This is a genomic window from Lacicoccus kunmingensis DSM 17847, from assembly GCF_059568765.1.
The window spans coordinates 38,778-65,440 of record NZ_JCANUC010000008.1 but is presented as its reverse complement, the minus strand read 5'-3'; the positions used below and the strand labels follow the sequence as shown (position 1 = coordinate 65,440).

20 protein-coding genes and 2 tRNA genes are annotated in these 26,663 nt (G+C 45.1%); 21 read left to right on the top strand and 1 reads right to left on the bottom strand.

Going from position 1 to position 26,663, the window contains the following annotated elements; translation table 11 throughout:
- Nucleotides 1-7: 7 nt before the first annotated feature.
- The 20 genes from gyrB to BO48_RS09265 all read left to right on the top strand — a co-directional run bounded on the left by gyrB (nt 8) and on the right by BO48_RS09265 (nt 25,187).
- A complete protein-coding gene (gene gyrB, locus BO48_RS09360; protein WP_496367188.1) occupies nt 8-1,927 on the top strand; it encodes a DNA topoisomerase (ATP-hydrolyzing) subunit B in 1,920 nt (639 codons plus the stop codon).
- Between the two features lie 18 nt (nt 1,928-1,945).
- Nucleotides 1,946-4,525 carry a DNA gyrase subunit A gene (gyrA, locus tag BO48_RS09355; protein WP_496367186.1) on the top strand — a complete coding sequence of 860 codons (2,580 nt, stop codon included), beginning with the start codon at nt 1,946-1,948 and terminating at the stop codon, nt 4,523-4,525.
- Nucleotides 4,526-4,676: 151 nt separating this feature from the next.
- A complete protein-coding gene (locus tag BO48_RS09350) occupies nt 4,677-6,014 on the top strand; it encodes a sodium/glutamate symporter (protein WP_496367185.1) in 1,338 nt (445 codons plus the stop codon).
- A 139-nt stretch (nt 6,015-6,153) separates the two neighbouring features.
- Entirely contained in the window at nt 6,154-6,609 is a 456-nt protein-coding gene (hutP, locus tag BO48_RS09345) for a histidine utilization transcription antiterminator HutP (protein ID WP_052255242.1), read from the top strand.
- 88 nt (nt 6,610-6,697) lie between these two features.
- Nucleotides 6,698-8,188: a histidine ammonia-lyase gene (gene hutH / locus BO48_RS09340; RefSeq protein WP_496367184.1), complete on the top strand. Its 1,491-nt coding sequence runs from the start codon at nt 6,698-6,700 to the stop codon at nt 8,186-8,188.
- An 11-nt stretch (nt 8,189-8,199) separates the two neighbouring features.
- Nucleotides 8,200-9,858 (top strand): urocanate hydratase, encoded by a 1,659-nt coding sequence (gene hutU, locus BO48_RS09335; RefSeq protein ID WP_496367183.1) that lies wholly within the window; start codon nt 8,200-8,202, stop codon nt 9,856-9,858.
- Nucleotides 9,858-11,093 (top strand): imidazolonepropionase, encoded by a 1,236-nt coding sequence (hutI, locus tag BO48_RS09330; protein WP_496367182.1) that lies wholly within the window; start codon nt 9,858-9,860, stop codon nt 11,091-11,093. Before hutU ends, hutI begins: the two co-directional genes overlap by 1 nt.
- A gap of 545 nt (nt 11,094-11,638) precedes the next feature.
- Nucleotides 11,639-12,916 carry a serine--tRNA ligase gene (serS, locus tag BO48_RS09325; protein WP_496367181.1) on the top strand — a complete coding sequence of 426 codons (1,278 nt, stop codon included), beginning with the start codon at nt 11,639-11,641 and terminating at the stop codon, nt 12,914-12,916.
- Between the two features lie 69 nt (nt 12,917-12,985).
- The gene (locus tag BO48_RS09320; protein WP_496367180.1) at nt 12,986-13,906 is read left to right on the top strand and encodes a DUF2232 domain-containing protein; all 921 of its coding nucleotides are present in this window, start codon (nt 12,986-12,988) and stop codon (nt 13,904-13,906) included.
- A 5-nt stretch (nt 13,907-13,911) separates the two neighbouring features.
- On the top strand, nt 13,912-15,885 hold the full coding sequence (locus BO48_RS09315) for a DHH family phosphoesterase (RefSeq protein WP_496367179.1): 1,974 nt from the start codon (nt 13,912-13,914) through the stop codon (nt 15,883-15,885).
- A complete protein-coding gene (rplI, locus tag BO48_RS09310; RefSeq protein ID WP_052255250.1) occupies nt 15,885-16,331 on the top strand; it encodes a 50S ribosomal protein L9 in 447 nt (148 codons plus the stop codon). Before BO48_RS09315 ends, rplI begins: the two co-directional genes overlap by 1 nt.
- 29 nt (nt 16,332-16,360) lie before the next feature.
- The gene (dnaB, locus tag BO48_RS09305) at nt 16,361-17,749 is read left to right on the top strand and encodes a replicative DNA helicase (protein WP_052255251.1); all 1,389 of its coding nucleotides are present in this window, start codon (nt 16,361-16,363) and stop codon (nt 17,747-17,749) included.
- 117 nt (nt 17,750-17,866) lie between these two features.
- Nucleotides 17,867-19,153 (top strand): adenylosuccinate synthase, encoded by a 1,287-nt coding sequence (locus tag BO48_RS09300; protein WP_052255252.1) that lies wholly within the window; start codon nt 17,867-17,869, stop codon nt 19,151-19,153.
- Nucleotides 19,154-19,415: 262 nt separating this feature from the next.
- Nucleotides 19,416-19,487, top strand: a tRNA-Glu gene (locus BO48_RS09295).
- A gap of 27 nt (nt 19,488-19,514) precedes the next feature.
- Nucleotides 19,515-19,587 (top strand) — tRNA-Asp (locus BO48_RS09290).
- 171 nt (nt 19,588-19,758) lie between these two features.
- The gene (gene yycF / locus BO48_RS09285) at nt 19,759-20,460 is read left to right on the top strand and encodes a response regulator YycF (RefSeq protein WP_496367178.1); all 702 of its coding nucleotides are present in this window, start codon (nt 19,759-19,761) and stop codon (nt 20,458-20,460) included.
- A 15-nt stretch (nt 20,461-20,475) separates the two neighbouring features.
- Nucleotides 20,476-22,317, top strand: coding sequence for a cell wall metabolism sensor histidine kinase WalK (gene walK / locus BO48_RS09280; RefSeq protein WP_496367177.1), 1,842 nt, complete (start codon nt 20,476-20,478; stop codon nt 22,315-22,317).
- Nucleotides 22,310-23,623, top strand: a complete 1,314-nt coding sequence (locus BO48_RS09275; RefSeq protein ID WP_496367176.1) for a YycH family regulatory protein — start codon at nt 22,310-22,312, stop codon at nt 23,621-23,623. The genes walK and BO48_RS09275 overlap by 8 nt, the downstream gene beginning before the upstream one ends.
- On the top strand, nt 23,623-24,393 hold the full coding sequence (gene yycI / locus BO48_RS09270; protein ID WP_496367175.1) for a two-component system regulatory protein YycI: 771 nt from the start codon (nt 23,623-23,625) through the stop codon (nt 24,391-24,393). Before BO48_RS09275 ends, yycI begins: the two co-directional genes overlap by 1 nt.
- Before the next feature lie 5 nt (nt 24,394-24,398).
- Nucleotides 24,399-25,187: an MBL fold metallo-hydrolase gene (locus tag BO48_RS09265; protein WP_496367174.1), complete on the top strand. Its 789-nt coding sequence runs from the start codon at nt 24,399-24,401 to the stop codon at nt 25,185-25,187.
- A 326-nt stretch (nt 25,188-25,513) separates the two neighbouring features.
- On the opposite strand, the gene BO48_RS09260 is transcribed toward BO48_RS09265, so the two are convergent.
- Entirely contained in the window at nt 25,514-25,927 is a 414-nt protein-coding gene (locus tag BO48_RS09260) for a universal stress protein (protein WP_496367173.1), read from the bottom strand.
- Nucleotides 25,928-26,310: 383 nt separating this feature from the next.
- On the opposite strand from BO48_RS09260, the gene BO48_RS09255 reads away from it, so the two are divergent.
- Nucleotides 26,311-26,658 carry a zinc ribbon domain-containing protein YjdM gene (locus tag BO48_RS09255; RefSeq protein WP_496367172.1) on the top strand — a complete coding sequence of 116 codons (348 nt, stop codon included), beginning with the start codon at nt 26,311-26,313 and terminating at the stop codon, nt 26,656-26,658.
- The last annotated feature ends 5 nt before the right edge of the window (nt 26,659-26,663 follow it).

The window sequence follows — 26,663 nt, the reverse complement described above, 5'->3', positions numbered from 1 at the left end:
TGAGAACATGGAAGATAATAATATAGAACAATATGGTGCCAGTCAGATACAAGTACTCGAAGGTCTTGAAGCGGTAAGAAAACGGCCGGGAATGTACATCGGTTCGACGGCTTCAAGAGGTCTGCATCATCTGGTGTGGGAAATCGTCGACAACAGTATCGATGAGGCGCTCGGCGGTTATGCAGATACTATAAATATTACAGTTGAAGAAGATAACTGGATTAAAGTGACGGATAACGGCCGCGGTATTCCGGTGGATATACAGGAGAAGATGGGGCGCCCGGCAGTTGAAGTCATCCTGACTGTACTGCACGCCGGCGGTAAATTCGGCGGCGGCGGCTATAAAGTTTCCGGCGGTCTGCACGGTGTCGGTTCGTCGGTCGTGAACGCACTCAGTGAAACGCTTGAAGTATACGTTCACCGGGACGGCAAAGTCCACCACCAGTCATATACCCGCGGTGTGCCTGATTTTGATCTGAAAGTCATTGGCGATACGGATAAGACTGGGACAATCATCCGTTTCAAGGCGGATCCGGAAATCTTTACAGAGACGACGGAATACGAATATGAGGTATTCCAGCATCGTACAAAAGAACTCGCTTTCCTGAATAAAGGCCTGCAGCTTAATTTATCTGATGAGCGCGGAGAAGAGACAATCAGTGATGAATACTACTATGAAGGCGGTATAAAATCATACGTCGAGCAGATTAATGAATCGAAAGAAGTGCTGCATGACGAAGTGATTTATATGGATAAGGAAAAAGAAGATGTTGAAGTGGAAATCGCAATCCAGTACAACAAAGGTTTCTCTTCCACGCTCCTTTCCTATGCAAACAATATCCACACTTATGAAGGCGGGACACACGAAGAAGGTTTCAAGCGTGCGCTGACAAAAGTGATCAACAATTATGCAACGAAAAATAATATGATCAAGGCCGGCGAAGAGCGTCTGAGCGGTGAAGATGTGCGTGAAGGCATCACTGCCATCGTATCCATCAAACATATGGATCCGCAGTTCGAAGGTCAGACGAAAACGAAATTCGGAAATTCCGAAGTGCGTCTCATTACAGACCAGCTGTTCACAGAAGGATTCGAAAGATTTTTACTTGAAAATCCGACTGTTGCGAAAATCATCATTGCAAAAGGCGTAACGGCACAGCATGCGCGCATGGCAGCGAAAAAAGCGCGTGAAATGACGCGCCGAAAATCAGCACTGGAAGTTTCCAGCCTGCCAGGTAAACTCGCAGACTGTTCAAGTAAGGATCCGGCAGAAAGTGAGCTCTTCATCGTCGAGGGTGACTCCGCCGGAGGTTCTGCAAAATCCGGCCGTAATTCAACGACACAGGCGATCCTGCCGCTCCGCGGTAAGATTCTGAACGTTGAAAAAGCACGTCTCGACAGAATATTGAACAACAATGAAGTCCGTTCGATGATTACGGCACTCGGTACCGGAATCGGCGAGGAATTCGACTTGTCGAAAGCGCGTTATCATAAGATTGTCATCATGACGGATGCCGACGTGGACGGTGCGCATATACGGACACTTCTGTTGACATTCTTCTACCGTTTTATGAAACCGCTGATTGAAGCGGGCTATGTGTATATTGCACAGCCGCCTCTCTACAAAGTGGAACAGTCGAAGAAAAAATATTATTTGTTTGATGATGCGGCACTCGATGAATTGAAGGCGACGCTGCCTGAAACACCTAAAATTTCTTTATCGAGATATAAAGGTCTGGGTGAGATGAACGCAGATCAGCTGTGGGAGACGACGATGGATCCGGAATTCAGAACATTGCTGCAGGTGCGCCTGACCGATGCAGTGGAGGCCGATCAGACATTTGAAATGCTGATGGGTGACATTGTCGAACACAGGAGAAACTTTATCGAAGAAAATGCTTTATATGTTCAAAACCTGGATATTTAATGATGGAGGTCAGTATGAATGGCAGATAACCAAGATAAGCTGCAGGAAATTAATATAAGTAAAACGATGCGTACATCTTTCCTGGATTATGCAATGAGTGTTATCGTTTCTCGTGCCCTGCCGGATGTCAGAGACGGTATGAAACCTGTACACCGCCGTATTCTTTACGGAATGTACGACAACGGTATGACCGCTGATAAACCTTATAAGAAATCAGCGCGTATCGTCGGTGATGTAATGGGTAAATATCACCCGCACGGTGACTCATCAATCTATGAAGCGATGGTCCGCATGGCCCAGGACTTCAGTTACCGCTATCCCCTCGTGGACGGTCAGGGTAACTTTGGTTCGATGGACGGCGACGGTGCTGCGGCAATGCGTTATACAGAAGCGAAAATGAGCAAAATTTCCGCTGAACTGATGCGGGATATCAATAAGGATACAATTGACTATATCGACAATTACGACGGCAACGAGAGAGAACCTGCTGTGCTGCCGGCCCGTTTCCCGAACCTGCTTGTCAACGGTACAAGCGGTATCGCTGTCGGTATGGCTACAAATATTCCGCCGCACAATCTGATTGAAATCATTAATGCAGTGCTTGAAATTTCAAGAAATGACGAAGTGACATTGGCAGAACTGATGGAACATGTGCAGGGACCGGACTTCCCTACTGCAGGGCTCATCGTCGGCAAAAGCGGCATCCGCCGTGCATATGAAACCGGCCGCGGTTCGGTCATGATGCGCGCAAGATGTGAAATTGAAATGATGAAAAACGGCAAAGAACGCATTGTCGTGTCGGAAATACCGTATCAGGTCAACAAAGCAAGACTGGTCGAGAAAATCGCCGAGCTTGCGAGAGATAAGAAGATTGAAGGCATTACGGATCTCAGAGATGAAACGAGCTTAAAAGAAGGCGTCAAAATCATCATAGAAATCCGTAAAGACAAAAATGCGAATGTCATTTTGAACAACCTTTATAAACAGACACCGCTTCAGACATCATTCGGCGTCAATATGCTGGCGCTTGTGAATGGTGAACCGGTCACCCTCGGCTTGAAAGAAGCACTCGTCCACTATCTGGATCACCAGAAAGTGGTCGTCAGACGCCGCACAGAGTTCGATCTAAAACGTGCCCAGGACCGTGCGCATATTTTGGAAGGTCTGCGCACTGCTTTAGATCATATTGATGAAATCATTTCATTGATCCGCGGCTCCTCCAATGATGAAGAGGCGAAAAACGGGCTGATGACGAAATTCGAACTGTCCGACCGCCAGGCTCAGGCGATTTTGGATATGAGACTGCGCCGCCTGACAGGACTTGAACGGGATAAGATTGAATCGGAATATACAGAAATTATGAAGACGATCGAAGAATTGAAAGCGATTCTTGCAAGTGAAGAACGTCTTCTGGACATCATCCGTGAGGAACTGATAGAAATCAGAGACCGTTTCGGTGATGAGCGACGTACGGAGATCACAATCGGCAATATGTTTGATATTGAAGATGAAGATCTGATTCCTGAAGAGCAGATTGTTGTCACACTGAGTCATAACAGTTACATCAAACGTCTGCCGTCATCGACATATCGTGCACAGCACCGCGGCGGCCGCGGCATACAGGGCATGAATACCGTCGAAGATGATTTCGTCAGCCAGCTTGTGGCGATGAGTACCCACGACTATATTCTGTTCTTTACGAATAAAGGCCGTGTATACAGGCTGAAAGGTTATGAAATCCCTGAGATGTCACGTCAATCGAAAGGTATGCCGATCGTCAATATGCTCGAAATTGATAAGGATGAAAAAATCAGTACCATCATCGGTGTGAAGGATAAAGATACAGAAGGTATGCATCTTGTCTTTGCAACGAAAAAAGGGATTGTCAAACGTTCTTCGCTGGATAATTTCGACCGTATCAACAAAAACGGTAAAATTGCGATCACATTCAAAGAAGATGATGAATTGCTTGCAGTCAGATTGACAGACGGCTCCAAAGAAATCATTTTGGGTACACAGAAAGGTTCACTCATCCGTTTTGAGGAAACTCAGATCAGAAATATGGGCAGAACAGCTGCCGGTGTCCGCGGTATCAGACTGCGCGGCGACGATGAAGTCATCGGCCTTGATGTACTGAGCGAAGATCAGGAGATACTGGTCGTCACTTCAAACGGTTACGGCAAACGGACTGTGGAGTCAGAATACCGCAGTGCAAACCGCGGCGGTATGGGTGTGAAGACTGCAAACCTGAATGACCGTATCGGTGATCTGGTGTATATCGGCTCTGTCAACGGCGATGAAGATCTGATGATTGTTACGGACTACGGTGTCATCATCCGACTGATCATGGAAGAAGTTTCTGTGACTGGACGTAATACACAGGGTGTGCGTCTGATCCGTTTAGCGGATGAGCAGAATGTCGCGACAGTCGCCAAAGTGAAAGAAGAACTTGAAGAAGAGGACCTGACCCTTGATGACGATGAAAAGATAGAAAAACAGATTGAGGGCGAAATGGAAGAAAGACTCGATGAAGATGATCACGAGTTGAATGATGAAGTCGAAGCACCGCTCGACGATGAAGATCATCCGGAAGAATAAATAACACTTCAGGGCGTTAATTAACCATTAACGTCCTGATATTTATTTGGTCGGGAAAATATGCTCATTTGTACGGTTCAATACTTTTAAAAAATCTGTTTGTTTGATACGTTTTATCTGATTAATATAAGGAAAATAAGGGAGGATTTATATGGAATTTACTATTTGGGATGTTTTAATCGACTTCTCCATCATCTCAGGGCTGCTGCTTATGGGTGTTCTCTTGAGGGCGAAAATTGTTTTTATTCAAAGGACGTTTATGCCTGCCAGTATCATCGCTGGGATTTTAGGGTTGATTTTGGGACCCTATGCGCTTGATATTTTACCTTTTACAGAGTTGATCGGCTCTTATCCGGGCTTGTTGATCGCATTTGTTTTTGCGGCGCTGCCATTCTCCACAGGCAAATTTAAAGTGAAGGAAGTTATCGGGAAAGTCGGCGGATTGTGGTCATACTCACAGACGATCATGTTATTGTTCTATGGTCTCGGCCTGTTATTCGCACTTGTCTTTCTGGCACCTTTTTTCTCTGATTTACATAATGGTTTCGGTCTTCTGCTGGCAGCCGGCTTTGTCGGCGGACACGGTACAGCAGCGGCAGTCGGTGATGCGTTTGCCCAGCAGGGCTTTGAAGAAGCGACCTCGATCGCAATGACTTCAGCGACCGTCGGAGCACTGACGGCTATCAGTATCGGACTTGTCCTGATCAAACGTGCGGCAGCCAAAGGTCAGGCAAACTATATACAGGACTTTAAGCAGCTGCCTCATGGTTTACGCTCCGGCCTTTTACCCGACAGTGAATGGGATTCAATGGGTGAAGGCAAAGTTTCATCAATTGTCATCGATCCATTAATTTATCATGTCATGTTTATCGTGATTGCGACAGGCATCGGTTATTACTTAAGCGTACTTGGTGAAGAGCTGATGCCGAATGTTGCAATTCCTGCATTCTCCCTCGCCTTTATCGTTGCTTTGCTCATCAGGCTGGCGATAGAAGCATTCGGTGCCGATAAATATCTTGATAAAGAAATATTTTCTAAAATCAGCGGCGGCGCAACAGATTATCTGGTTGCTTTCGGTATCGCATCGATCAACTTGACCGTTGTCGCACAAAATATGGTGCCATTCATCATTCTGATGATTTTTGGTATCGTTCTGGCGTATTCATTCTACCGTTTCCTGTCCGGTTACTACTTCCAGGAAAACTGGTTTGAAAAAGGAATATTCACATTCGGCTGGATTACAGGTGCCGTGGCGATGGCCATCGCCCTCATCAGAGTGGCCGATCCAAGGCAGGAAAGTGAAACACTGGATGATTTTGGGCTCGCCTATGTGCCGATTGCACCGGTTGAAATCGCGTTGATCACTTTTGGGCCGTTGTTTATAGCGAGCGGTCAACACTGGCTTTTCGTCGTCATTACATTACTCATCACAATTGCGATTCTATTATTCTCATACAGCCAGGGCTGGATTAAAAAATCACGCACATAATAAATGTATTTCCAGAAGAACGGTATTTGATATCGTTCTTCTTTTTTATCCCTTTACAGTGGATTGAAATCTTTTCATGAAAGCGCTATAATTAAGAGTAGACATTAGTTAACAGAAGATAAAAGAGGTAGACGGACCAATGGCAAATGAACATTCATCAAATAAGGACAATGCGTTCGGCAAATTTGCCACACTCGTTGCTCTGACAGATAAAGAAACAGCACTCGGCATCTGTCCGCAGTTTGAATCTTATAAAGTGGTCACAGGTAAAGTGGGATCCATGGATTTGAAGAAAGTCATTTCTTCAGTGGAAACGGCCGCAAAACGCGGTGACCTCATCCATCCGGATACATACCGTGAAACGCACGCCCTATACCATGCGATTGTTGAAGCGGCGGAAGGCGTGACCAGGGGCAAGTTGAGTGTCGGTGATATTATGCGTACAGTCGGGCTGTCATTCTCGGTAGTGAGAGGCAATCCATATGGGGATGAGCGCGAAGGTGAATGGCTCGCAGTCTGTTTTTACGGAACGATCGGTGCGCCGATCAAAGGCAAGGAACACGAGACACTCGGTCTCGGTATCAATCACATATAAAATATAATTGTCATAGATATCAGTTAATAGAGACATTGTTACTTCGTGTAACTGTGTCTTTTTTTAATGGAAAAAGGAGGAAAAACGCATGTCAATTTTAAAATTAACAGGGGAAAATCTGTCCATTGAATCCATAAAAGATTTCCTGGGAAATAGTGAATCGACAGTGGAAATCACGGATGCAGCCTATGAAAAATTGAAAGCATCACGGAAAATTGTTGAAAATATCATCGAAGAAGGCAAGACGGTTTACGGTATTACGACTGGTTTCGGGTTATTTTGCGATGTGTTGATTTCGACAGAAAAGACGATTGATCTGCAGGCGAATCTGATCCGTTCCCACTGCTGCGGCATTGGAAAGCCATTTTCAGAGAATGCGGTGCTGGTGATGATGATTCTCCGACTAAATACGCTGGTCAAAGGTCATTCCGGTGTGACGACGGAACTTGCAGACCAGTTGAAGAAATATATCAATTACAAAATCATACCGAAAGTGCCTGAACAAGGTTCGCTCGGGGCGTCGGGGGACCTCGCCCCGCTGTCGCATATTGCGATTACATTGATGGGAGAAGGAGAAGTTTATTACGAAGGGGAATTGAAAGAGACAGCCGAAGTGCTGGATGCACTCGGGATTGAACCGCTCGTGCTCCAGGCAAAAGAAGGGCTTGCTCTGATCAATGGCACGCAGCCGATGACCGCACAGGGGGTGCTAAACTATATTGAAGCGGAAAGTCTGATGGAAGCGTCGCTGTGGATAGCTTCCCTCACCCACCAGGCGCTTAACAGTATTACGGATGCATATAACCCCAACATCCATGCTTCAAGAGGATATGAAGAACAGATTTACGTGGCCGGGAAAATGCTTGAGTATCTGGAGGGGTCTGAACTCACTACGCATCAGGGGGAAGTGCGCGTGCAGGATGCCTACTCCATCCGCTGCATTCCGCAGGTTCACGGCGCCTCGTTTCAGACATTGGTGTATGTAAAGGACAAGCTTGAAATCGAGATGAATGCGGCGAATGACAATCCGCTCATATTCAGCGAGGAAGAAGTATTTTCAGGAGGGAATTTCCACGGCCAGCCCATTGCGATTGCAATGGATCTGCTTAAAATCGGTGCAGCAGAGATTGCCAATATCTCAGAACGCCGCATCGAGCGTCTTGTAAATCCGGCATTGAATGGGGACTTGCCGGCGTTTTTAAGCCCGGAAGAAGGTCTGCAGTCCGGCGCGATGATTCTGCAGTATGCTGCTGCAAGTCTCGTTTCTGAAAATAAAACCCTCGCCCACCCTGCGAGCGTCGATTCGATACCGTCTTCAGCGAACCAGGAAGATCATGTATCCATGGGGACCATCGGTGCGAGGCATGCGAGGGATATCATCGGCAATATGAGAAATGTGCTGGCGGTCGAGCTGTTGATTGCACTGACTGCAGTTGAACTGAAGGGGAAAGAAAAGCTGTCGCCGAAAACACGGGAGAAATTTGAAGAATACAGAATGGTGGCGGATTTTATTAATAAAGACCGCAACTTCAGCAAGGATATTGAAAATTTGAGTTTCGCACTGAGTGCAATTAAATAAGGGGTGTAATTATGTCAAGAAAAATAACTGCAAAAAAAGGTTTGGAAATCGAGTGTAAAGGATGGGAACAGGAAGCGGCTTTAAGGATGCTGTATAACAACCTGGACCCGGAAGTGGCAGAACGTCCTGAAGACCTTGTCGTATACGGGGGGATCGGCAAGGCGGCGCGTAACTGGGAATCGTTTGAAGCGATTGAAAATACGCTGCGTAAACTGGAAAAAGATGAAACAATGCTGATTCAGTCGGGCAAGCCGGTGGCGGTTTTTAAGACGCATGATGAAGCGCCGAGGGTTTTATTATCGAACTCGGTTCTCGTACCGAAGTGGGCAAACTGGGAGCATTTCAACGAACTCGATAAAAAAGGCTTGATGATGTACGGCCAGATGACTGCGGGTTCATGGATCTATATCGGCTCACAGGGAATTGTCCAGGGGACTTATGAAACGTTTGCGGAACTTGCCAACCAGAATTATGACGGGTCGCTTAAGGGAACGATAACTCTGACGGCAGGGCTCGGCGGCATGGGCGGCGCTCAGCCATTAGCTGTGACGATGAACGAAGGTGTCGCAATCTGTGTGGAAGTGGATGAATCACGGATAGATAAACGTCTGGAAACGAAGTATCTGGATGTAAAGGCTTATTCTCTCGATGAAGCGAAACAGATGGCTGAAGAGGCACGGGATGCAGGTAAAGCGTTATCCATCGGACTGCTTGGCAATGCGGCGAAAGTCCTGCCTGAAATTCTTGAGAGTGATCTTAAAATCAATATCGTCACAGACCAGACGTCCGCCCATGACCCGCTGAACGGTTATGTACCGGAAGGTTATTCACTGGAGGCTGCTGCTGAACTGCGCGAAGCGAATCCGGTGGAGTACGTCAAACTGTCGTCTGCTTCAATGGCGAAGCATGTGGATGCGATGCTTGAATTTAAAGATGCCGGTGCCGTCGTCTTCGACTATGGTAATAATATCCGCCAGGTTGCTTTCGATGAAGGAGTAGAAAATGCTTTTGATTTTCCGGGGTTCGTTCCGGCGTATATCAGACCTTTATTTTGTGAAGGGATGGGACCATTCCGCTTTGCAGCACTGAGCGGAGATCCGAAGGATATTGAAGTGGCCGATAAAAAGATGCGGGAACTGTTTCCCGAGAACGAAAAGTTATTGCGCTGGCTGGATATGGCGAGTGAGAAGATTGCATTCCAGGGGCTGCCGTCCCGTATCGCCTGGCTCGGTTACGGTGAGCGCGCGAAGATGGGGATCGCTCTGAATGAACTCGTTGCGAGCGGTGAGATTTCAGCGCCGGTCGTCATCGGACGTGATCATCTGGATTCCGGTTCCGTTGCGAGCCCGAACCGTGAAACGGAAAGCATGAAGGACGGCAGTGACGCAGTCGGTGACTGGGCGATTTTAAATGCTCTCGTCAATACCGCAGCCGGCGGTTCATGGATCAGTGTGCATCACGGCGGCGGTGTCGGTATGGGTTATTCACTGCATGCCGGTATGGTCGTTGTTGCTGACGGGACTGAAAATGCAGCCCGCCGTCTGAAACGTGTGCTGACGTCGGATCCGGGCATGGGCGTTGCGCGTCATGCGGATGCCGGATATGAAATCGCAGTTGATACAGCGAAAGAACGCGGCGTAAATATTCCAATGCTGGAGGAGAATGAATAATGAATGATGTGATGATTAAAAATATAAAATCTTTAATATTGCCTAAGAAGTCGGATAAGCCTTTAAAAGGCAAAGAGATGGATGAACTGAAGATTGTCGATGATGCTGTGATTGTTGTGAAGGACGGCAAGGTCGTCTATGCAGGTGAAAAGACGGATGAGTACGAAGCATCTGAAGTGATTGATGCAGAAGGCAAGATTGCCTCCCCTGCCCTCGTTGAGCCGCACACGCATGTGGTGCACGGCGGATCGCGCGAACATGAAATGTCGTTGAAGCGCCAGGGAGTCGACTACTTGAAGATTTTGGAACAGGGCGGCGGCATTTTAAATACTGTGGAACAGACAAGAAAGGCCGCGTTTGACGAGCTGCTTGAAAAAGCGTCAGTGAACATTACACGGATGATCCAGCACGGTGTTTTGACTGTTGAAAGTAAGAGCGGCTATGGACTGGATAAGGAAAATGAACTGAAACAGCTGAAAATGTCGAAGGCACTGGAAGAAAAATTTCCGATTACGATGCGTCATACTTATCTCGGCCCGCATGCGATTCCTAAAGGTCGTGAGTCCGGTGAATTTATGGAAGAGATGATCGAGCTGCTGGATGATGCCAAAGAATATGCGGATTTTGCGGATGTCTTCACTGAGACAGGTGTATTTTCAGTCGAGGAATCCAGGAAATACATGGAAGCGGCACGTGAGAAAGGTTTTCGCGTAAAGATTCATGCGGATGAAATCGATCCGCTCGGCGGACTCGAACTTGCGATTGAACAAAAAGCGGTCAGTGCCGATCATCTGGTGGCAGCAAGTGAGGAAGGCAAAAAGCAGCTGGCTGATTCGGATACAGTGGCGGTATTATTGCCGGGGACGACGTTTTATTTGGGCAAAAATGAATTTGCCGATGCCCGCGGCATGATTGAGGGCGGCGGTGCTGTGAGTCTGGCCACCGACTATAATCCGGGCAGTTGTGTCACCGATAATCTGCAGATGATTATGGCGATTGCAGCATTGAAGCTGAAGATGACGCCGAACGAAATCTGGAACGCGGTGACTGTCAATGCGGCGCATGCGATTGATGCGGCAGACCGTGGTACGCTTGAAGCGGGTGATGATGCGAATATCGTGATTTGGGATGCGCCGAATCATGAGTACATTCCCTATCACTACGGCGTCAACCACGCATACAAAGTGATTGCGGATGGCAAGCTGCTGTATGAGAGACCGGGACTGAAGTTTTAGGCAGAGATATGATCTTTATTTTATAGCTTGTTATGCCCTCTGGAGAATTAATCAGTGACATGAACGCAGCACTTCAGGACTTTTGATGTCATAAATCTCATGAAAATGGCACGAAACTCGATTATAGGAGGGGGTCGTGTCATTTTTCGCATCTGCATCCTGATTATGGCACGACCGTCAGCCGGTTAAGGATTTCATGTCAACCGGGTACTCCATCCCCTCCCACCCGCCTCATAAAACTTGCATTTTTTATAATCGCGTTATAAAATGACACCAAGTCAGTTTAATAATCACTACTTTGAGGGAAGCAGTAGCATCATCTAATTTCAGAGAGACCATGGTCGGTGTGAATGGTCGGCAGATAATGTGAATTTCTATCCTTCGTATAAAAAGTAGCCGGCATGTAAAAATGTCGTTATGTAAATGAGATAGTGCCGGAAACCGGCGCTAATTTAGGGTGGCAACGCGTAATCAAAACCACGTCCCTTCAACAAGGGATGTGGTTTTTTATTTTCTAAAAAATAAAAACATGGAGGTTTGAGAATATGTTGGATATAAAAATGATTAGACAGGAAACGGATTTGGTGAAGGAAAAAGTTACGAAGCGCGGCATGGATCCGGCGGTCATTGATGAGATTTTGAATCTGGATCAGGAACGTCGTGATCTGATCAAACAGACCGAAGAGCTGAAGAGCCGGAGAAACAAAGTTTCCGGTGAAATCGCACAGAAGAAAAAGAACAAGGAAGATGCAGAGGATGTCATCAAGGAAATGCGTGATGTCGGTGAAGAGATCAAGCAGATTGATGCCCGCCTGAACGAAGTCAAAGAAAAATTCCATGATGAGATGAGCGGTATTCCGAACCTGATCCATGAAGATGTCCCTGAAGGTGCGGATGATACTGAAAACGTCGAAGTCCGCAGAACCGGAGAAATCAGGACGTTGGATTTCGAACCGAAAGGCCATTGGGATATTTTAGAAGCGCTTGAGCTGGCTGATTTTGAACGTGCTGCGAAAGTATCCGGCGCACGCTATGTTTATCAGACGGGTGACGGTGCACGTCTTGAGCGCGCGCTGATGAACTTCATGCTGGATGTGCATAATAAAAACAGCTACCGTGAGATGATGACGCCGCAGATTGTCCGTGCGGAGGCGATGTACTCAACCGGCCAGCTGCCGAAGTTCGAAGAGGACCTGTTCAAAATTGAAGGGATGGACATGTACACCATCCCGACTTCTGAAGTGACGCTGACGAATTATTATAAAGATGAGACCCTGACGGATGATATGCTGCCGGTCAAATTTACGGCCCAGACGGCATGTTTCAGAAGTGAAGCGGGTTCTGCAGGCCGGGATACAAGAGGTCTGATCCGTCTGCACCAGTTCAACAAAGTCGAAATGGTACGCATGGAGCGTCCGGAGGATTCATGGGCGGCGCTTGATGAGATGACCGGACACGCTGAGAACATTTTGGATCTGCTCGAAATTCCATACCGCACAGTGATTTTATGTACAGGAGATATCGGCTTCGGCGCTTCTAAAACATATGATGTTGAAGTGTGGCTGCCGAGCTACAGTGACTACAAGGAGATCAGTTCTGTTTCAAACATGACAGACTTCCAGGCGAGACGCGGGAATATTAAATTCAAGCGCAGCAAAGATTCAAAGCCTGAATTGCTCCATACTTTAAACGGCAGCGGACTTGCTGTCGGCAGAACGATGGCTGCGATTTTGGAAAATTACCAGAACAGTGACGGAACTGTCACAATCCCAGCAGTTCTACAGCCCTATATGGGTGGTCAGGAAGTACTTAAAAAGGTATAATAATAATATTAAATGCTCCTATTTTTACGTAGGAGCTTTATTGCGTATTGGAAAGGAAAGGGTGTTTATTTGAAACAAAACGTTTCACTGGGTCAAACATTTCTTGCGATACTGGTCATATTTGTGTTCATCGCAATCACATCGTTGAGCGTTTTACTCGGTGCAGTTATTCTGCCGCTCGTCGTCTATTACCTGCTTAAAATCAAACATAAATCGAACTATCATTTCTGGCTGATATTCATCAGTTTCATGTTTCCTGCACTGCTGTTCCTCTCCCCTCTTCTATGGATATGGGTTGTGGTACTATATATACTGACTGCAGTGATTCATCATACACTGGCTAAAGGGTTCTCACAGGAGTTGACCCTGTTCTACGGTACTTTTGCATTGATGCTGAGTGTCGTCGGCGGTTTGAACATGCTCGTGTTCATGGGTGTCATCAATCCGCTGTCTGAAACATTTTCAACATTCAGAAGCTGGTATATGGAACAGATTGAAAATATGGGCGGACTGAACGTCGGATTTGTAGATGCTGAAATGTTCAGTGCAGCGCTTACCCAGATGTTCGCGCAGCTGCCGGCATATATTACAGTCATCTCATTTTTTGTTATTCTATATACTGTATTGATGTTAAGATTGTTATTACAAAATAAAGAACTTCCGGCATGGTCATACATGTCGTTCAGCGAATGGGCGTTCCCGCGATTCATATTATATTTATTTTTCATTCTGTATATCGTTTCGCTCTTTACTACAACTGAAGACACATACGGTACGATTATCAGCAACTCATATGTTTTAGTGGAATGGGCAGTATTCCTCCACGGGCTGAGCTTCTCCTATTTCTTCCTTCTGGAAAAAAAGGTGAACAAAGTTTTATCAGTCATCATATTGATTCCGCTGGCAATCATCAGACCATTGACACTCGTAATCGGACTGCTTGAAATGGTATTCAGATTCAGACTGTTGATGAAACTAAAAAGGAAGTGAATCAGATGTTCAACATTATCGATAAAAAACTAATTTATATCCCGTTTGGAATTGCTGCATTCCATGTATTAGTGTTGAATATCTTTGTCATGGCCAATCACGTGCGATTAGGCCTTATCGTGTTATTATTCAGCATCATTTTAATGCTGGCTCTGTTTTTGTACCTGATGCGTTCAATTACAAGCAGTGAGGAACGATCAAGAAAAATTGTATATGGGATAGCCGGCTCGAGAAAATATGCTGTGGATGAGCTTCCTGCAGGCTTGATTTTATTGAACGATGAAGATGAAATTGATTATATGAATCCGCAGATTTTAAATGTATTGACGGATGACAGTATCGGGGAACCGATCAACAAAGTGTTCTCCAATATCATGACGTCGCTCAAGGCGAACAATATGAAAGTCATCGAGTCCACGTACCAAGATAAAAATTATCGTATCTTTTGGGAAGAAGAGCACAAGGCGCTTCATCTGCTTGATATTACAAAAGAACGTCAGCTACAGAAGCGTGTTGAAGAAAAGACACCGGTCATCGGAATTTTATTCCTCGATAACTATGACGATGTCACACAAAACATGAGTGAAGCTTTAAAGAGTGAGCTGAACAACACGATCACGAATACGATCAATGACTGGGCCAACCGTCATAACGTCTATATCAGACGTTTTTCACAGGATCGTTTCATCATCGTCCTAAACTCGAAAATATTGAATGATATTGAAGATACAAGGTTCAATCTGCTGGATGAAGTGCGGGACCGTTCCCAGGAAATCGGCGTACAGATTACGCTCAGCATCGGTATCGGTGAAGGGACCAACGAATATATCGAAATCGGTGAACTTGCCCAGTCATCTCTTGACCTCGCGCTTGGCCGCGGCGGTGACCAGGTGGCAATCAAAGCTGCAAACGGCAATGCCAGGTTTTACGGCGGTAAGACGGATCCTATGGAAAAACGGACACGGGTCAAAGCACGGGTTGTTGCACATGCGCTCAGAGATATTCTGCTCGAAGGCGACAATGTGCTGATCATGGGTCATAAACGTCCGGATATGGACTCAATCGGTGCATCACTTGGTGTCGCAAGGCTTGCTTCGATGAACGGCATCCAGGCACACATCATTTTAAATGATGAGGATATCGATGATACGATGCAGAGGGTGATGAATGAAATCACCGAACGTGAAGAGCTGATGGAACGTTTTGTGACAAGTGAAGATGCATGGGATCTGATGAATCCGAAGACGACCATCGTCGTTGTAGATACCCACCGTCCGGGCATGGTGCTGGATGAAGACATTCTGAACAAGTCGACGCGTAAAGTTGTGATCGACCACCACAGACGCGGTGATGAAATCATCTCGAATCCTCTGCTCGTCTATATGGAACCTTATGCATCAAGTGCCAGTGAGCTTGTTGCCGAGCTGATCGAGTATCAAAATGTCGAGAAGAGATTGTCACGTATCGAAGCGACGGTCATGCTGACAGGGATCATCGTTGATACGAGAAACTACACATTGCGTACAGGATCGAGAACGTTTGACGCCGCAAGCTTCCTGAGAAGCCACGGTGCTGATCCGGTGCTTGCCCAGACATTCCTGAAGGATGATATCGATACGTTCATCGCACGCAGTGATTTAATCAAATCCGCAGAGATTTCAGAGAACGGCATAGCAATCGTCAAATCGGATGAAACAATGAGCTACCATCCGGTGACGGTTGCCCAGGCGGCAGATCAGCTGCTGCAGATTGAAGGTGTCAAAGCGTCGTTTGTCATGGCTTACCGTGAAGACGATTCGGTCGGCATTTCCGCCCGGTCATTCGGTGAAATAAACGTCCAGATCATTATGGAACAGCTTGGCGGCGGCGGTCATCTGACAAATGCGGCAACTCTCATAAAAGACCGCTCGATCGATGAGGCATATGAAGATTTGAATGAAGTAATTGATGAAGCTTTAAAAAACAGGAGTGAAGAATAATGAAAGTAATTTTCCTAAATGATGTTAAGAATCAGGGTAAAAAAGGTGAAGTTAAAAATGTTGCGACCGGTTATGCACAGAACTTTTTGATTAAAAAAGGACTTGCAGAGGAAGCGACACCCGGCAACCTTCAGAAATTGAAAGAGCACAACGAACAGGTTGCAGAAGAAAAAGAACAGGAATTGGTCGATGCCCAATTGCTGAAAAAAGAACTTGAGTCCAAAGAAGTTGAAATAAAAACCAAATCCGGTGAAGGCGGACGTTTATTCGGCTCAATCAGTTCAAAACAGGTGGTCGAAGCCTTCAGCAAGCAGCACGACCTTAAAATCGACAAGAGAAAACTTGATATGGAACAGCCTTTGAAGAGTCTTGGCTACCATAAGATAAATGCAAAACTTCATCCGAAAGTAACTGCTGAAATAAAAGTTCATGTAGCAGAAAAATAAATGATGCATATTGAAGGGAAGGATTGATTATGAATGGCAATAACCAGATGCCGCATGATGTTGAAGCAGAACAATCGGTATTGGGTGCGATCTTAGTCAATCCCGAAATTTTTATATCGATCTATGAAATACTGGATCCCGAAGATTTCTACCGTAATGAACACCAGCAGATTTTTCATGCGATGGCGCTGCTCAGTGAAGAGCGGACACATATCGACCTCGTGACGCTGACCAATCAGCTGCGCACGATGGATCAGCTGAACGTTATCGGCGGACCGAGATATTTGGGTGAACTGTCAGAGTTTGTGCCGACGAGCTTGAACTGGACGTTCTACAGCAATATCGTCGCCAAATATTCACTGCGCAGAAGACTGATTGAAACAGTAAGTGAAATTGCGACGGACGGTTTTTCCGAAGAATTTGAAATCGAAGATATTTTGAATGAAGCCGAATCCAAAATCATGTCCATTTCAGAAGCACGCCGGAATGAAGGGTTCAAGTCGATGAAATCCGTCGTCCATGAAGTGTACGAGCAGGTCGAGGAAAGAGCCGGCCAGAAATCGATGACGACCGGTATCCCGACGGGCTACAGAGACCTTGACTTCATGACTTCCGGGTTCAACCGCAACGATCTGATCATTCTTGCAGCCCGCCCTTCCATGGGTAAGACGGCATTTGCACTGAATATTGCAGGTCACGTGGGGACGTCCCAGGACAAGTATACGGTCGCAATTTTCTCACTGGAGATGGGTGCCGACCAGCTTGTCACAAGAATGATCTCTTCCAAAGGGATGATTGATGCCACCAAGCTGAGACAAGGTAACCTTGAACATCAGGACTGGGATAATTTCACGACCGCAATCGGTCAGCTTGCAGACTCTAAAATATTCATCGATGACAGCCCGGGTATCCGTGTCAGTGATATCCGCTCTAAATGTATGAGACTGAAACAGGAACACGGTCTGGATATGGTCATCATCGACTATCTCCAGCTCATTCAAGGTTCCGGTACACGCAGCAGCGACAACCGTCAGCAGGAAGTATCGGAAATTTCACGTATGCTGAAATCATTGGCGCGTGAAATGCACTGCCCGGTCATCGCCCTGTCACAGTTATCAAGAAGTGTGGAATCACGTCAGGACAAGCGTCCGATGATGAGTGACCTGCGTGAATCGGGTTCGATTGAACAGGATGCGGATATTGTCGCATTCCTATACAGAGAAGACTACTATACCCGGGGCGACGGCGAGGAAGAAAGTGCAGGCGCACAGAAGGAACAGGATGAAATTGAAATCATTCTGGCCAAGCACCGTAACGGTCCGACAGGTACGGTTAATTTAATATTCAATAAGTCTTATAGTACCTTTTTTGACCAGGATAATAGAGATTTTGGGGATGGATACATCCCTCCGAACTAAATTTACGAATGTTTTTATATAGTGTATATAAAAACGTTCGTATTTTTTGTTGCATATTATTTGGTATATTGGTAAAATGTAGACGGTATTTCTATTGAATAAATTGGAGGCTCTTAAATGTCTGGTACAGTAGTAGTTGGAACGCAGTGGGGAGACGAAGGCAAAGGTAAAATAACGGATTTCTTATCGGAAGATGCGAATATCATCGCACGTTTTTCAGGTGGAAATAATGCAGGCCACACGATTCAGTTTGGCGGCGAGACTTATAAATTGCATCTGGTACCATCAGGAATTTTCTATAAAGATAAACTGTCCCTGGTGGGTAACGGTGTCGTAATCGATCCACTGTCCATCATTAAAGAATTGGATGGTCTGATCGAGCGTGGTATAGATGTTGACAACCTGCGCATATCCAACAGAGCTCAAGTTGTTCTGCCGTATCATCTTGCTCAGGACGAATGTGAAGAGGAAGAACGCGGTGAAAACAAGATCGGTACAACAAAACGCGGCATTGGTCCGTGTTATGTGGATAAAGTCCAACGTATCGGCATCCGTATGGCTGATTTAATAGATGAAGAAGTATTTAAAAAGCGTCTGGATGAAAACTTGAAAATTAAAAATAAAACGCTCAAGGCATTATATGATCACGAAGGCTTTGAATTCGATGATATTTACATTCCATACATGGAAGCAGCGAAACGCCTTGCGCCGTATGTTACAGATACTGCAAAAATTTTGGACGACGCATTCCAAAATGGCGAAAAGGTTTTATTTGAAGGTGCACAGGGTGTCATGCTCGATGTGGATCATGGTACGTACCCGTTCGTTACGTCCAGCAACCCGGTTGCAGGTAACGTGACTGTCGGCTGCGGCGTCGGTACTGCAAATGTGAAAAACGTGGTCGGCGTCTGTAAGGCATATACATCCCGTGTCGGTGACGGCCCCTTCCCTACCGAGCTGTTTGATGACAACGGGGAACACATCCGTGAAATCGGCCGTGAATACGGTACGACGACAGGCAGACCGCGCCGTGTCGGCTGGTTCGACTCTGTTGTCGTCCGCCATTCAAGAAGAGCGAGCGGCATCACTGATCTGTCCCTGAACTCAATCGACGTATTGAGCGGACTGGATACGGTGAAAATCTGTACCGCCTACGAAATTGACGGTAAGGAAATTACAGAATATCCGGCAACTTTAAGTGCATTGAACCGTGCAAAACCGGTTTATAAGGAACTTCCGGGCTGGAAAGAAGACATCACAGGTGTGAAGCACCTCGATGAACTGCCTGAAAATGCTCTGAATTACTTGCGTGAAATTGAAAGATTATGTGACGTCAACGTCTCAATCTTCAGTGTCGGTCCCGACCGCAACCAGACAAATTTATTAAAAGACTTCTGGGCATAGATAGAATTTGAATTGATGAAACCGCTGCAACTTTCGGGTTGCGGCGGTTTTTTTGATTGGGACGGGTTTCAGACTGCCATAACCTGCTAATTTAGACTCTCGTGCCGATATCAACAGCCAGCCCGGCACGAATTTCTCAAATAAAGACCTCCCCTGCCACCCTGCTGCATCAAAAACCCCATTTAGGACAAAAAATTTTCATAAATGAGTTGAAATTAAAATTACTCTCATGGTATACTATATCTTGTGCCATATCCCACATGGCCCGTTGGTCAAGCGGTTAAGACACCGCCCTTTCACGGCGGTAACACGGGTTCGAGTCCCGTACGGGTCACTTTTTTATTTAATTTAATATAACTATGGTCCTGTGGTGTAGCGGTTAACATGCCTGCCTGTCACGCAGGAGATCGCGGGTTCAATTCCCGTCAGGACCGTCATCTAAAAGTCATCAACATCTTTGTTGGTGACTTTTTTGTAGTGTCGAAACTGTAGGATAATGGATAATTTTGCTTAAAAATGATACATTAAACTTGGGTTATTATATAATTTGATTATAAATATGGACGAAATTTATACAGAATTGACGAGAAAAGTGAGGGAAGATAATGGCTAAAAAAATTGTAGTAGTCGATGATGAACGACCGATTGCAGATATATTGGAATTTAACCTGGAAAAAGAAGGTTATGAAGTTCACAGTGCTTATGATGGCAACGACGCTTTGGAACTCATACTGGAAGTTGTGCCGGATATAGTGCTGCTGGATATCATGCTTCCGGGAATGGACGGTATGGAAGTATGCCGTGAAGTCAGAAAGAAGCATGACATGCCTATCATCATGCTCACAGCCAAAGATTCAGAGATCGATAAGGTGCTTGGACTGGAACTGGGAGCGGACGACTATGTAACGAAACCATTCTCTACCAGAGAACTGATCGCCAGAGTAAAAGCGAATCTTCGCCGCAATACTACCCAGGCGAAACAGGAAGAAGAACCGGAAAATAATAATATACAAATAAAGAACATCACGATCATACCGGATTCCTATGCGATTAAAAAGAATGGCGAGAGCATAGATCTCACACACAGGGAATTCGAACTATTTCACTATTTGACCAAACATATATCACAAGTGATGACACGTGAACATCTGCTTGAGACAGTATGGGGTTATGACTATTTCGGTGATGTACGTACGGTGGATGTCACTGTACGGCGCCTAAGGGAGAAGATCGAAGATGATCCTTCTCATCCCGAATATTTAATGACACGTCGTGGTGTGGGGTATTTCATCCAGGACGACGAATAAAGGGGCATTTTATATATGAGGCAGTTTTTAAGAAATCTGCAATCCTTGCATATTAAATTAGTTATTATATATGTGCTCCTGATTGTCATTGGGATGCAGATTATAGGCTTATATTTTACAAACACGCTTGAACGTGAACTCACCGAGAACTTCCAGGATAATATTGAAACTCAGGTGGATCTGATCGATACCCGGATTAAAGAACTACATACAGAGTATGCCGATGACCAGGAAGGCATGAATGAGGAAGTTCAAAGTTTACTGAGTGAGTTCGGAAACCGTCCTGAAATTGAAGAGATACGTTTTGTGAATACCGACAATATTTTGATCGGAACGAGCCGTATTTCAAATGAACCGAGTATCGGTTCACGCATCAATCAGCCTTTAACCGAGGAAACCATCACGACAGGTTCGAGGAATGAAGAGATATTCGTTAACGTCAATCAGGATAATCAGCGCACATGGCTGCTCAATCACCCGGTAGTCAATGAAGAACAGGTGCTGGGTGCTATTTATGTTGCCTCGAATATTGAAACGGTCTATCAGCAGCTGGAAGCGATCAACAACACTTTCATCATAGCGACGATCATTTCACTGATCATCACCAGCATCCTCGGGATCTTTATTGCGCGGACCATCACCAAGCCGATTACGGATATGAGAAACCAGGCCCTCCAGATGTCTGAAGGTGACTATACTTCGAGGGTTAAAATATACAGCAACGATGAAATCGGCGAACTTGCCGGCTCCTTCAATATTTTATCGAAACGTGTGCAGGAAGCTCAGGCAAATACCGAGAGTGAGAGAAAACGTCTGGATTCTGTCATCACAAACATGTCCGAAGGTGTCATCGCAACAGACCGTAAAGGCCGCATCACGGTTGTGAACGATATGGCGCTTGATATGCTGGACATTACGAAAGATACGAATGTTCACGGTAAAAACATGCTTGAAATATTACAGCTGGACGGCGAGATGTCTCTGGAGGATATCCAGGAAATCAATGAAAGCCAGCTGCTATTTACGGATGCTGACTACGAAGCTGCCATTCGGGTGAATTTCTCGACGATATTCAAAGATACAGGATTTATGAACGGCTATATCGCTGTGCTTCATGATGTGACGGAACAGGAGAAAATTGACAGCGAACGCCGCGAGTTCGTTGCGAACGTATCACATGAACTGCGTACGCCGCTCACTTCGATGCGCAGTTATATCGAAGCGCTGCAGGAAGGCGCATGGGAGAATACGACACTGGCGCCGCGTTTCCTAAGCGTGACGCGGGATGAAACAGACCGCATGATCCGTCTGGTTGAGGATCTGCTGCAGCTTTCAAGAATGGATAATGCAGCCGAGGAGATAAATAAAGAGATTGTCGACTTCAATCTGTTTTTAAACAGAATCATCGACCGCTTTGAAATGACGCATAAAGGCGAAGTGGAGTTTATTCGAAATATACCTGACACAGCCATTTTCTCCGAAATCGGCATGGATAAGATGAGCCAGGTGCTCGATAATGTCATTTCAAATGCCATCAAATATTCCAACACGGAAAATAAACGTGTTGAATTCCATGTGAAGCAGAATTCACTTTATAACCGCATGACCATCCGCATCAAGGATAACGGCATGGGTATACCGGGTAACAAAGTCGACCGTATATTCGAACGTTTCTATCGTGTGGACAAGGCCCGTGCGCGTAAAAAAGGAGGTACAGGTCTTGGACTTGCGATCTCCAAAGAAATTGTCGAGGCACATAACGGCCGTATATGGGCAAACAGCTTAGAAGGAGAAGGAACGACAGTATTCATCAACCTGCCTTGTGAAACACTCGGGGAGGATGATTGGGATGAATAAAGAGAATATCAAATCAGTCGCCCTCTTCCTTCTTGTAGTGACGAGTGCGGTGCTGACGATAACGGTCTGGAGCTATCAGCCGGAATTCTCCGAAATAGATACAGATATTGAAAGAACATCGAATATCGGTCCGGGTGAACCTGTATCCTTCAATTCAATCATGCGTGCGTATCAGCTCGTGTGGGTCGATGATACGGATATACAGGGAACGATAGAAGAAGAAGCTGTCGTCGGTATACGTGAATATATAGACGGTACTGAAATCACGGATATCAATGTCTATAACAGCATAAGCAGACTGACGCCGAGTATCGATGAAGACAACGGGGAAGAATTCCTGATCGTCGATTATGCATCTGATATGCCGACCAAGTCATTGTTCAAAGTGCTGGATTTCACTTATGAAGGCGACTATCCGGATTACAGTTATAACCGTATTATCGTCGACCTGGTCGATGAGCACGTGACTTTTTATTTGATTAATGAAGATCTGGACAGAGTTGCGATCGCAACGACGAATCTTGAAAGTTCATATTTGAAATCACTCTTGTCTGCGCATGACCATCTGTTTGAAGAATATTCAGGTGTCATTACCAACCAGCAGACTTCCAATAATAAAACGGCGATATACGGCCCGACGGAACCGGGAGATATGCCGGTGGAGAACTTTTTATATAATGTATTCAGTCCGGATTCGGTAAATAATATGCTGTTTTTAAATGACAATTTTGAAACGGAAGTCAGCGAGGAGACGTATGTCTATGAAGGGGATACGAATATCGCGACTTACAACAGTGAAACATATGCATACTCCTACAATAATTTAAGGGAGTCCCTGACCGGCAACGGCAATCCGCATCAGATGATACAAAACAGTTTCCATTTTCTGAACTCACATATCGGGCTGGATCAGACACATGTGTTGTTTGATTACTTTCCGGATGAAAATAACTCCTTATTTCGTTCTTCGATGAACGGTTATTTTGTATTCAGTGATACTATACCGACGACAATGTCTGTAAAATACGGCCAGAATGCCGTTTATGAATACAACAGACCTTTAATCAGGGTGACTGCACGGGTGCCCGGCGGAGAGGATGAGACACTGCCCTCGCTTGAAAGTGTCAGGTATGAAATTGCATTGAATGAAAATTATGACCTCCAGGATGTCACTAAAATAACGATCGGCTATAATATGGCCTTTTCTACAGATCAAAATGAGATAAATGTTGTGCAGTATACACCATCATGGTATATCAAGTATGACGGAGAATGGATGCGTTTCGACGAAGGGGGTCTTGAGTAATGGATTGGAAATTGACGAAATCCTTATACATCATAGTGTTCCTTCTGATGAATGTTGCACTCATCTATATATACTTTAATGAACGTCAGGAATCCGTGGAAGAAATCCAGGAATCGCCGGATATTTTGAGTACGACGGATATCGATATGAGCAATATCGAAGAGTATGAACCTGTTGAAATGAATGTATTGACCGGCGCTGTCCAGAATTTCTCAGATGAAGATGATCTGGATTCCGAAGTGGACGAGGATAATGTATCAGGGACAAAAATTACAGAAGAGTTTGAAGAAGACGGTCCGGAAATGACGGAACAGTCGCTTCAGGACTATATGGACGGGAATGTTTACAGAGGTCACGATTACCAGTATGATAATGTAATGAGCACATCGGACCAGGTGGTTTTTAACCAGTTATTCGAGAACTTCCCAATCTTCAATCATGAAGCTGCAAGAATCATTTTCCACGGTGAAGGCAGACAGGCAGATGCCATGGAACAGACGAGATTGATGAACTTGGAAGAAAATGAATACACACTGAGTCTGACGGCGAAATCACCAAAAGAGATCGTTGAAGAACTGTATGAACGTGGAAGTATCTCTTCAACGGCGGTAATCAATGAAGCGAGACTCGGTTACTACATCATTCTAACCGAAGAAAATAATGCGATTTTAAGACCGAAATGGGAAATGCATGTCACGGATCAAGGTATATCCAAAACGATTTACGCAGATGCAACAACAGATTCAGGTGAAATAATTGAAAGTGAGTGAGTAGCATGAGAATGAGCGTGTTGGCCAGTGGATCTTCGGGCAACAGTACTTATATTGAATCAGAAAAAGGCAGCCTGCTCATCGATGTAGGGCTTACGTGCAAAAGAATAGAAGAAGGATTGAACCATATAGGAACCTCCTTGAAAAATATTGATGCAATCTTGATTACCCATGAACATTCAGACCATATAAAAGGGTTGAAAGTCATTGCTAAAAGATATGATATTCCGATTTTTGCGAACGCACAGACGTGGCAGCAGCTGGACAGAAAAAATATAGAAGTGCCTGCAGAACAGCGGTTCCACTTCAATCCGATGGAGACGAAAGAACTCGTCGGCATGGATATCGAATCATTCAACGTATCACACGATGCGATCGACCCGCAGTTTTACACATTGATGAGAGACAATAAAAAGCTCTCCGTCATTACGGATACAGGTTACGTATCCGATCAGATGAAAGGCATCATAAAAGAAAGTGACTGTTTCATCTTTGAAAGCAATCATGATGTGGATATGCTCCGAATGGGCAGATACCCATGGGTGACGAAACAGCGTATACTTTCCGATGTCGGGCACGTATCGAATGAAGATGCTGCACATGCGATGCGGGACGTCATCACATCTAATACGAAACGTATTTACCTGAGCCACCTCAGCCTCGATAACAATATAAAAGAACTGGCAAAAATGAGTGTGGAACAAGTATTGAATCAATACGACATCGATACAAAAAATGAAATTCAGCTTTTCCACACCGATAAAGATACACCGACAGAAATTTATACAATTTAAGTTATGCACACCTGTGGATAACTCGTGTGGATAACTGTGGAAAATATTATACAAAAAATGAGCTGCTTCTTAATTAAGATGCAGCTCATTTTTGTTTTGAATAATTTTTGTTGCGTGTTATAAGTCTGTAGTTTTCAGCTAGGTTATAGCGTTTGACGCCCTTCTGCGCCACGACGGCGGTGATTTCAGGCAACTTATAGCGCCAGACGCTCTTCTGCGCTACGACTGCGGTAATTTCACGTAATTTATAGCGCCAGACGCTCTTCTGCGCTACGACCGCAGTAATTTCACGTCACTTATAGCGCCAGACGCACGATCTTCCCCGCCTACTTCACAATAATCACCGGGATGTCAGAACGTTTAGCCACTTTATGGCTGACGCTCCCCATCACCATCTCCTGAAGGCTGTTCAGCCCGCGCGTACCCAGAATAACGGCTTCAAACTCCCCGGAATTGGCTATATTCACGACCGTTTCATTGGCCACACCCCGCTCCATCCGTACTTCATAATCCATGCCCCTGTCATCATACAGATCAGTAATTTTAGAAAGTTTTTCTTTCTTTTTTGACAACATACTTTCAGAAGCTGAGCTGTGCAGAATTTCCCGCTTCGATTCCTCGGGATCAAGAACGTTCAAAATAGTCACTTTACCTACTTCGTCAATGACATTAAGAGCTTCTTCAGCCGCTCTGTAACTGTTATCGGAACCGTCTGCTGCGAGTAAGATAGATTTATACAAAATAACCCTCCTAACCTATTTAAGAAGTTTATTGAAATTAATCCGTCCGTGAAATAGTCTATAATTTCATTATCCAGGACATATTTTTGAACGTCAACTTTTGAAATTCCAGCTCCGGTGCATATTCAGGTGATTGGTAAATAAAACCGATGGCATATGGATAAACATCATGACCATGTATGAGATTCCAGTATGATAGACCGCCCTTACCGTTTTCATATACACTGCATATTATTAAACGATCCATACATGAATGAATAGTTATCCACATTTTAAAATATACTTTGTGGATAACATGTATTTATTGTGTATAATTTGGTAAAATTGTGGATAAGTACGGTTATTATTTTAAATATTATAATAAATACTGGAGGAAATTTTAAATGACAACATTACCAAATTGTCCTAATTGTAATTCAGAATATACTTATGAGGACAGCGGGCTTTTAATCTGTCCGATGTGTGCCCATGAATGGACGAAAGCTTCAGAGCTTGAGGAACAGGAAGCCGCGCTCGTCAAAGATGCGAACGGCAATGTTTTGAATGACGGTGATAACGTGGCGATTGTTAAAGATTTGAAAGTAAAGGGCGCATCGAACGTCATCAAGCAGGGAACGAAAGTCAAAGGGATAAGAATCGTTGACCCTGAAGACGGTCATGATTTAGATTGTAAAGTACCCGGGTTCGGAAAGATGGCGTTAAAGTCATCGGTAGTGAAGAAAACCGACTGATCAAT

Excerpts from the sequence above, each read along its gene's own strand:
- BO48_RS09275 (WP_496367176.1), top strand. The coding sequence starts at position 22,310 with ATGAATAAAGAGAATATCAAATCAGTCGCCCTCTTCCTTCTTGTAGTG.
- hutU (WP_496367183.1), top strand. The coding sequence starts at position 8,200 with ATGTCAAGAAAAATAACTGCAAAAAAAGGTTTGGAAATCGAGTGTAAA.
- yycF (WP_496367178.1), top strand. The coding sequence starts at position 19,759 with ATGGCTAAAAAAATTGTAGTAGTCGATGATGAACGACCGATTGCAGAT.
- gyrA (WP_496367186.1), top strand. The coding sequence starts at position 1,946 with ATGGCAGATAACCAAGATAAGCTGCAGGAAATTAATATAAGTAAAACG.
- hutI (WP_496367182.1), top strand. The coding sequence starts at position 9,858 with ATGAATGATGTGATGATTAAAAATATAAAATCTTTAATATTGCCTAAG.
- BO48_RS09315 (WP_496367179.1), top strand. The coding sequence starts at position 13,912 with ATGTTCAACATTATCGATAAAAAACTAATTTATATCCCGTTTGGAATT.
- yycI (WP_496367175.1), top strand. The coding sequence starts at position 23,623 with ATGGATTGGAAATTGACGAAATCCTTATACATCATAGTGTTCCTTCTG.
- BO48_RS09265 (WP_496367174.1), top strand. The coding sequence starts at position 24,399 with ATGAGAATGAGCGTGTTGGCCAGTGGATCTTCGGGCAACAGTACTTAT.
- dnaB (WP_052255251.1), top strand. The coding sequence starts at position 16,361 with ATGAATGGCAATAACCAGATGCCGCATGATGTTGAAGCAGAACAATCG.
- BO48_RS09300 (WP_052255252.1), top strand. The coding sequence starts at position 17,867 with ATGTCTGGTACAGTAGTAGTTGGAACGCAGTGGGGAGACGAAGGCAAA.
- BO48_RS09350 (WP_496367185.1), top strand. The coding sequence starts at position 4,677 with ATGGAATTTACTATTTGGGATGTTTTAATCGACTTCTCCATCATCTCA.
- hutP (WP_052255242.1), top strand. The coding sequence starts at position 6,154 with ATGGCAAATGAACATTCATCAAATAAGGACAATGCGTTCGGCAAATTT.
- serS (WP_496367181.1), top strand. The coding sequence starts at position 11,639 with ATGTTGGATATAAAAATGATTAGACAGGAAACGGATTTGGTGAAGGAA.
- rplI (WP_052255250.1), top strand. The coding sequence starts at position 15,885 with ATGAAAGTAATTTTCCTAAATGATGTTAAGAATCAGGGTAAAAAAGGT.
- hutH (WP_496367184.1), top strand. The coding sequence starts at position 6,698 with ATGTCAATTTTAAAATTAACAGGGGAAAATCTGTCCATTGAATCCATA.
- BO48_RS09255 (WP_496367172.1), top strand. The coding sequence starts at position 26,311 with ATGACAACATTACCAAATTGTCCTAATTGTAATTCAGAATATACTTAT.
- walK (WP_496367177.1), top strand. The coding sequence starts at position 20,476 with ATGAGGCAGTTTTTAAGAAATCTGCAATCCTTGCATATTAAATTAGTT.
- gyrB (WP_496367188.1), top strand. The coding sequence starts at position 8 with ATGGAAGATAATAATATAGAACAATATGGTGCCAGTCAGATACAAGTA.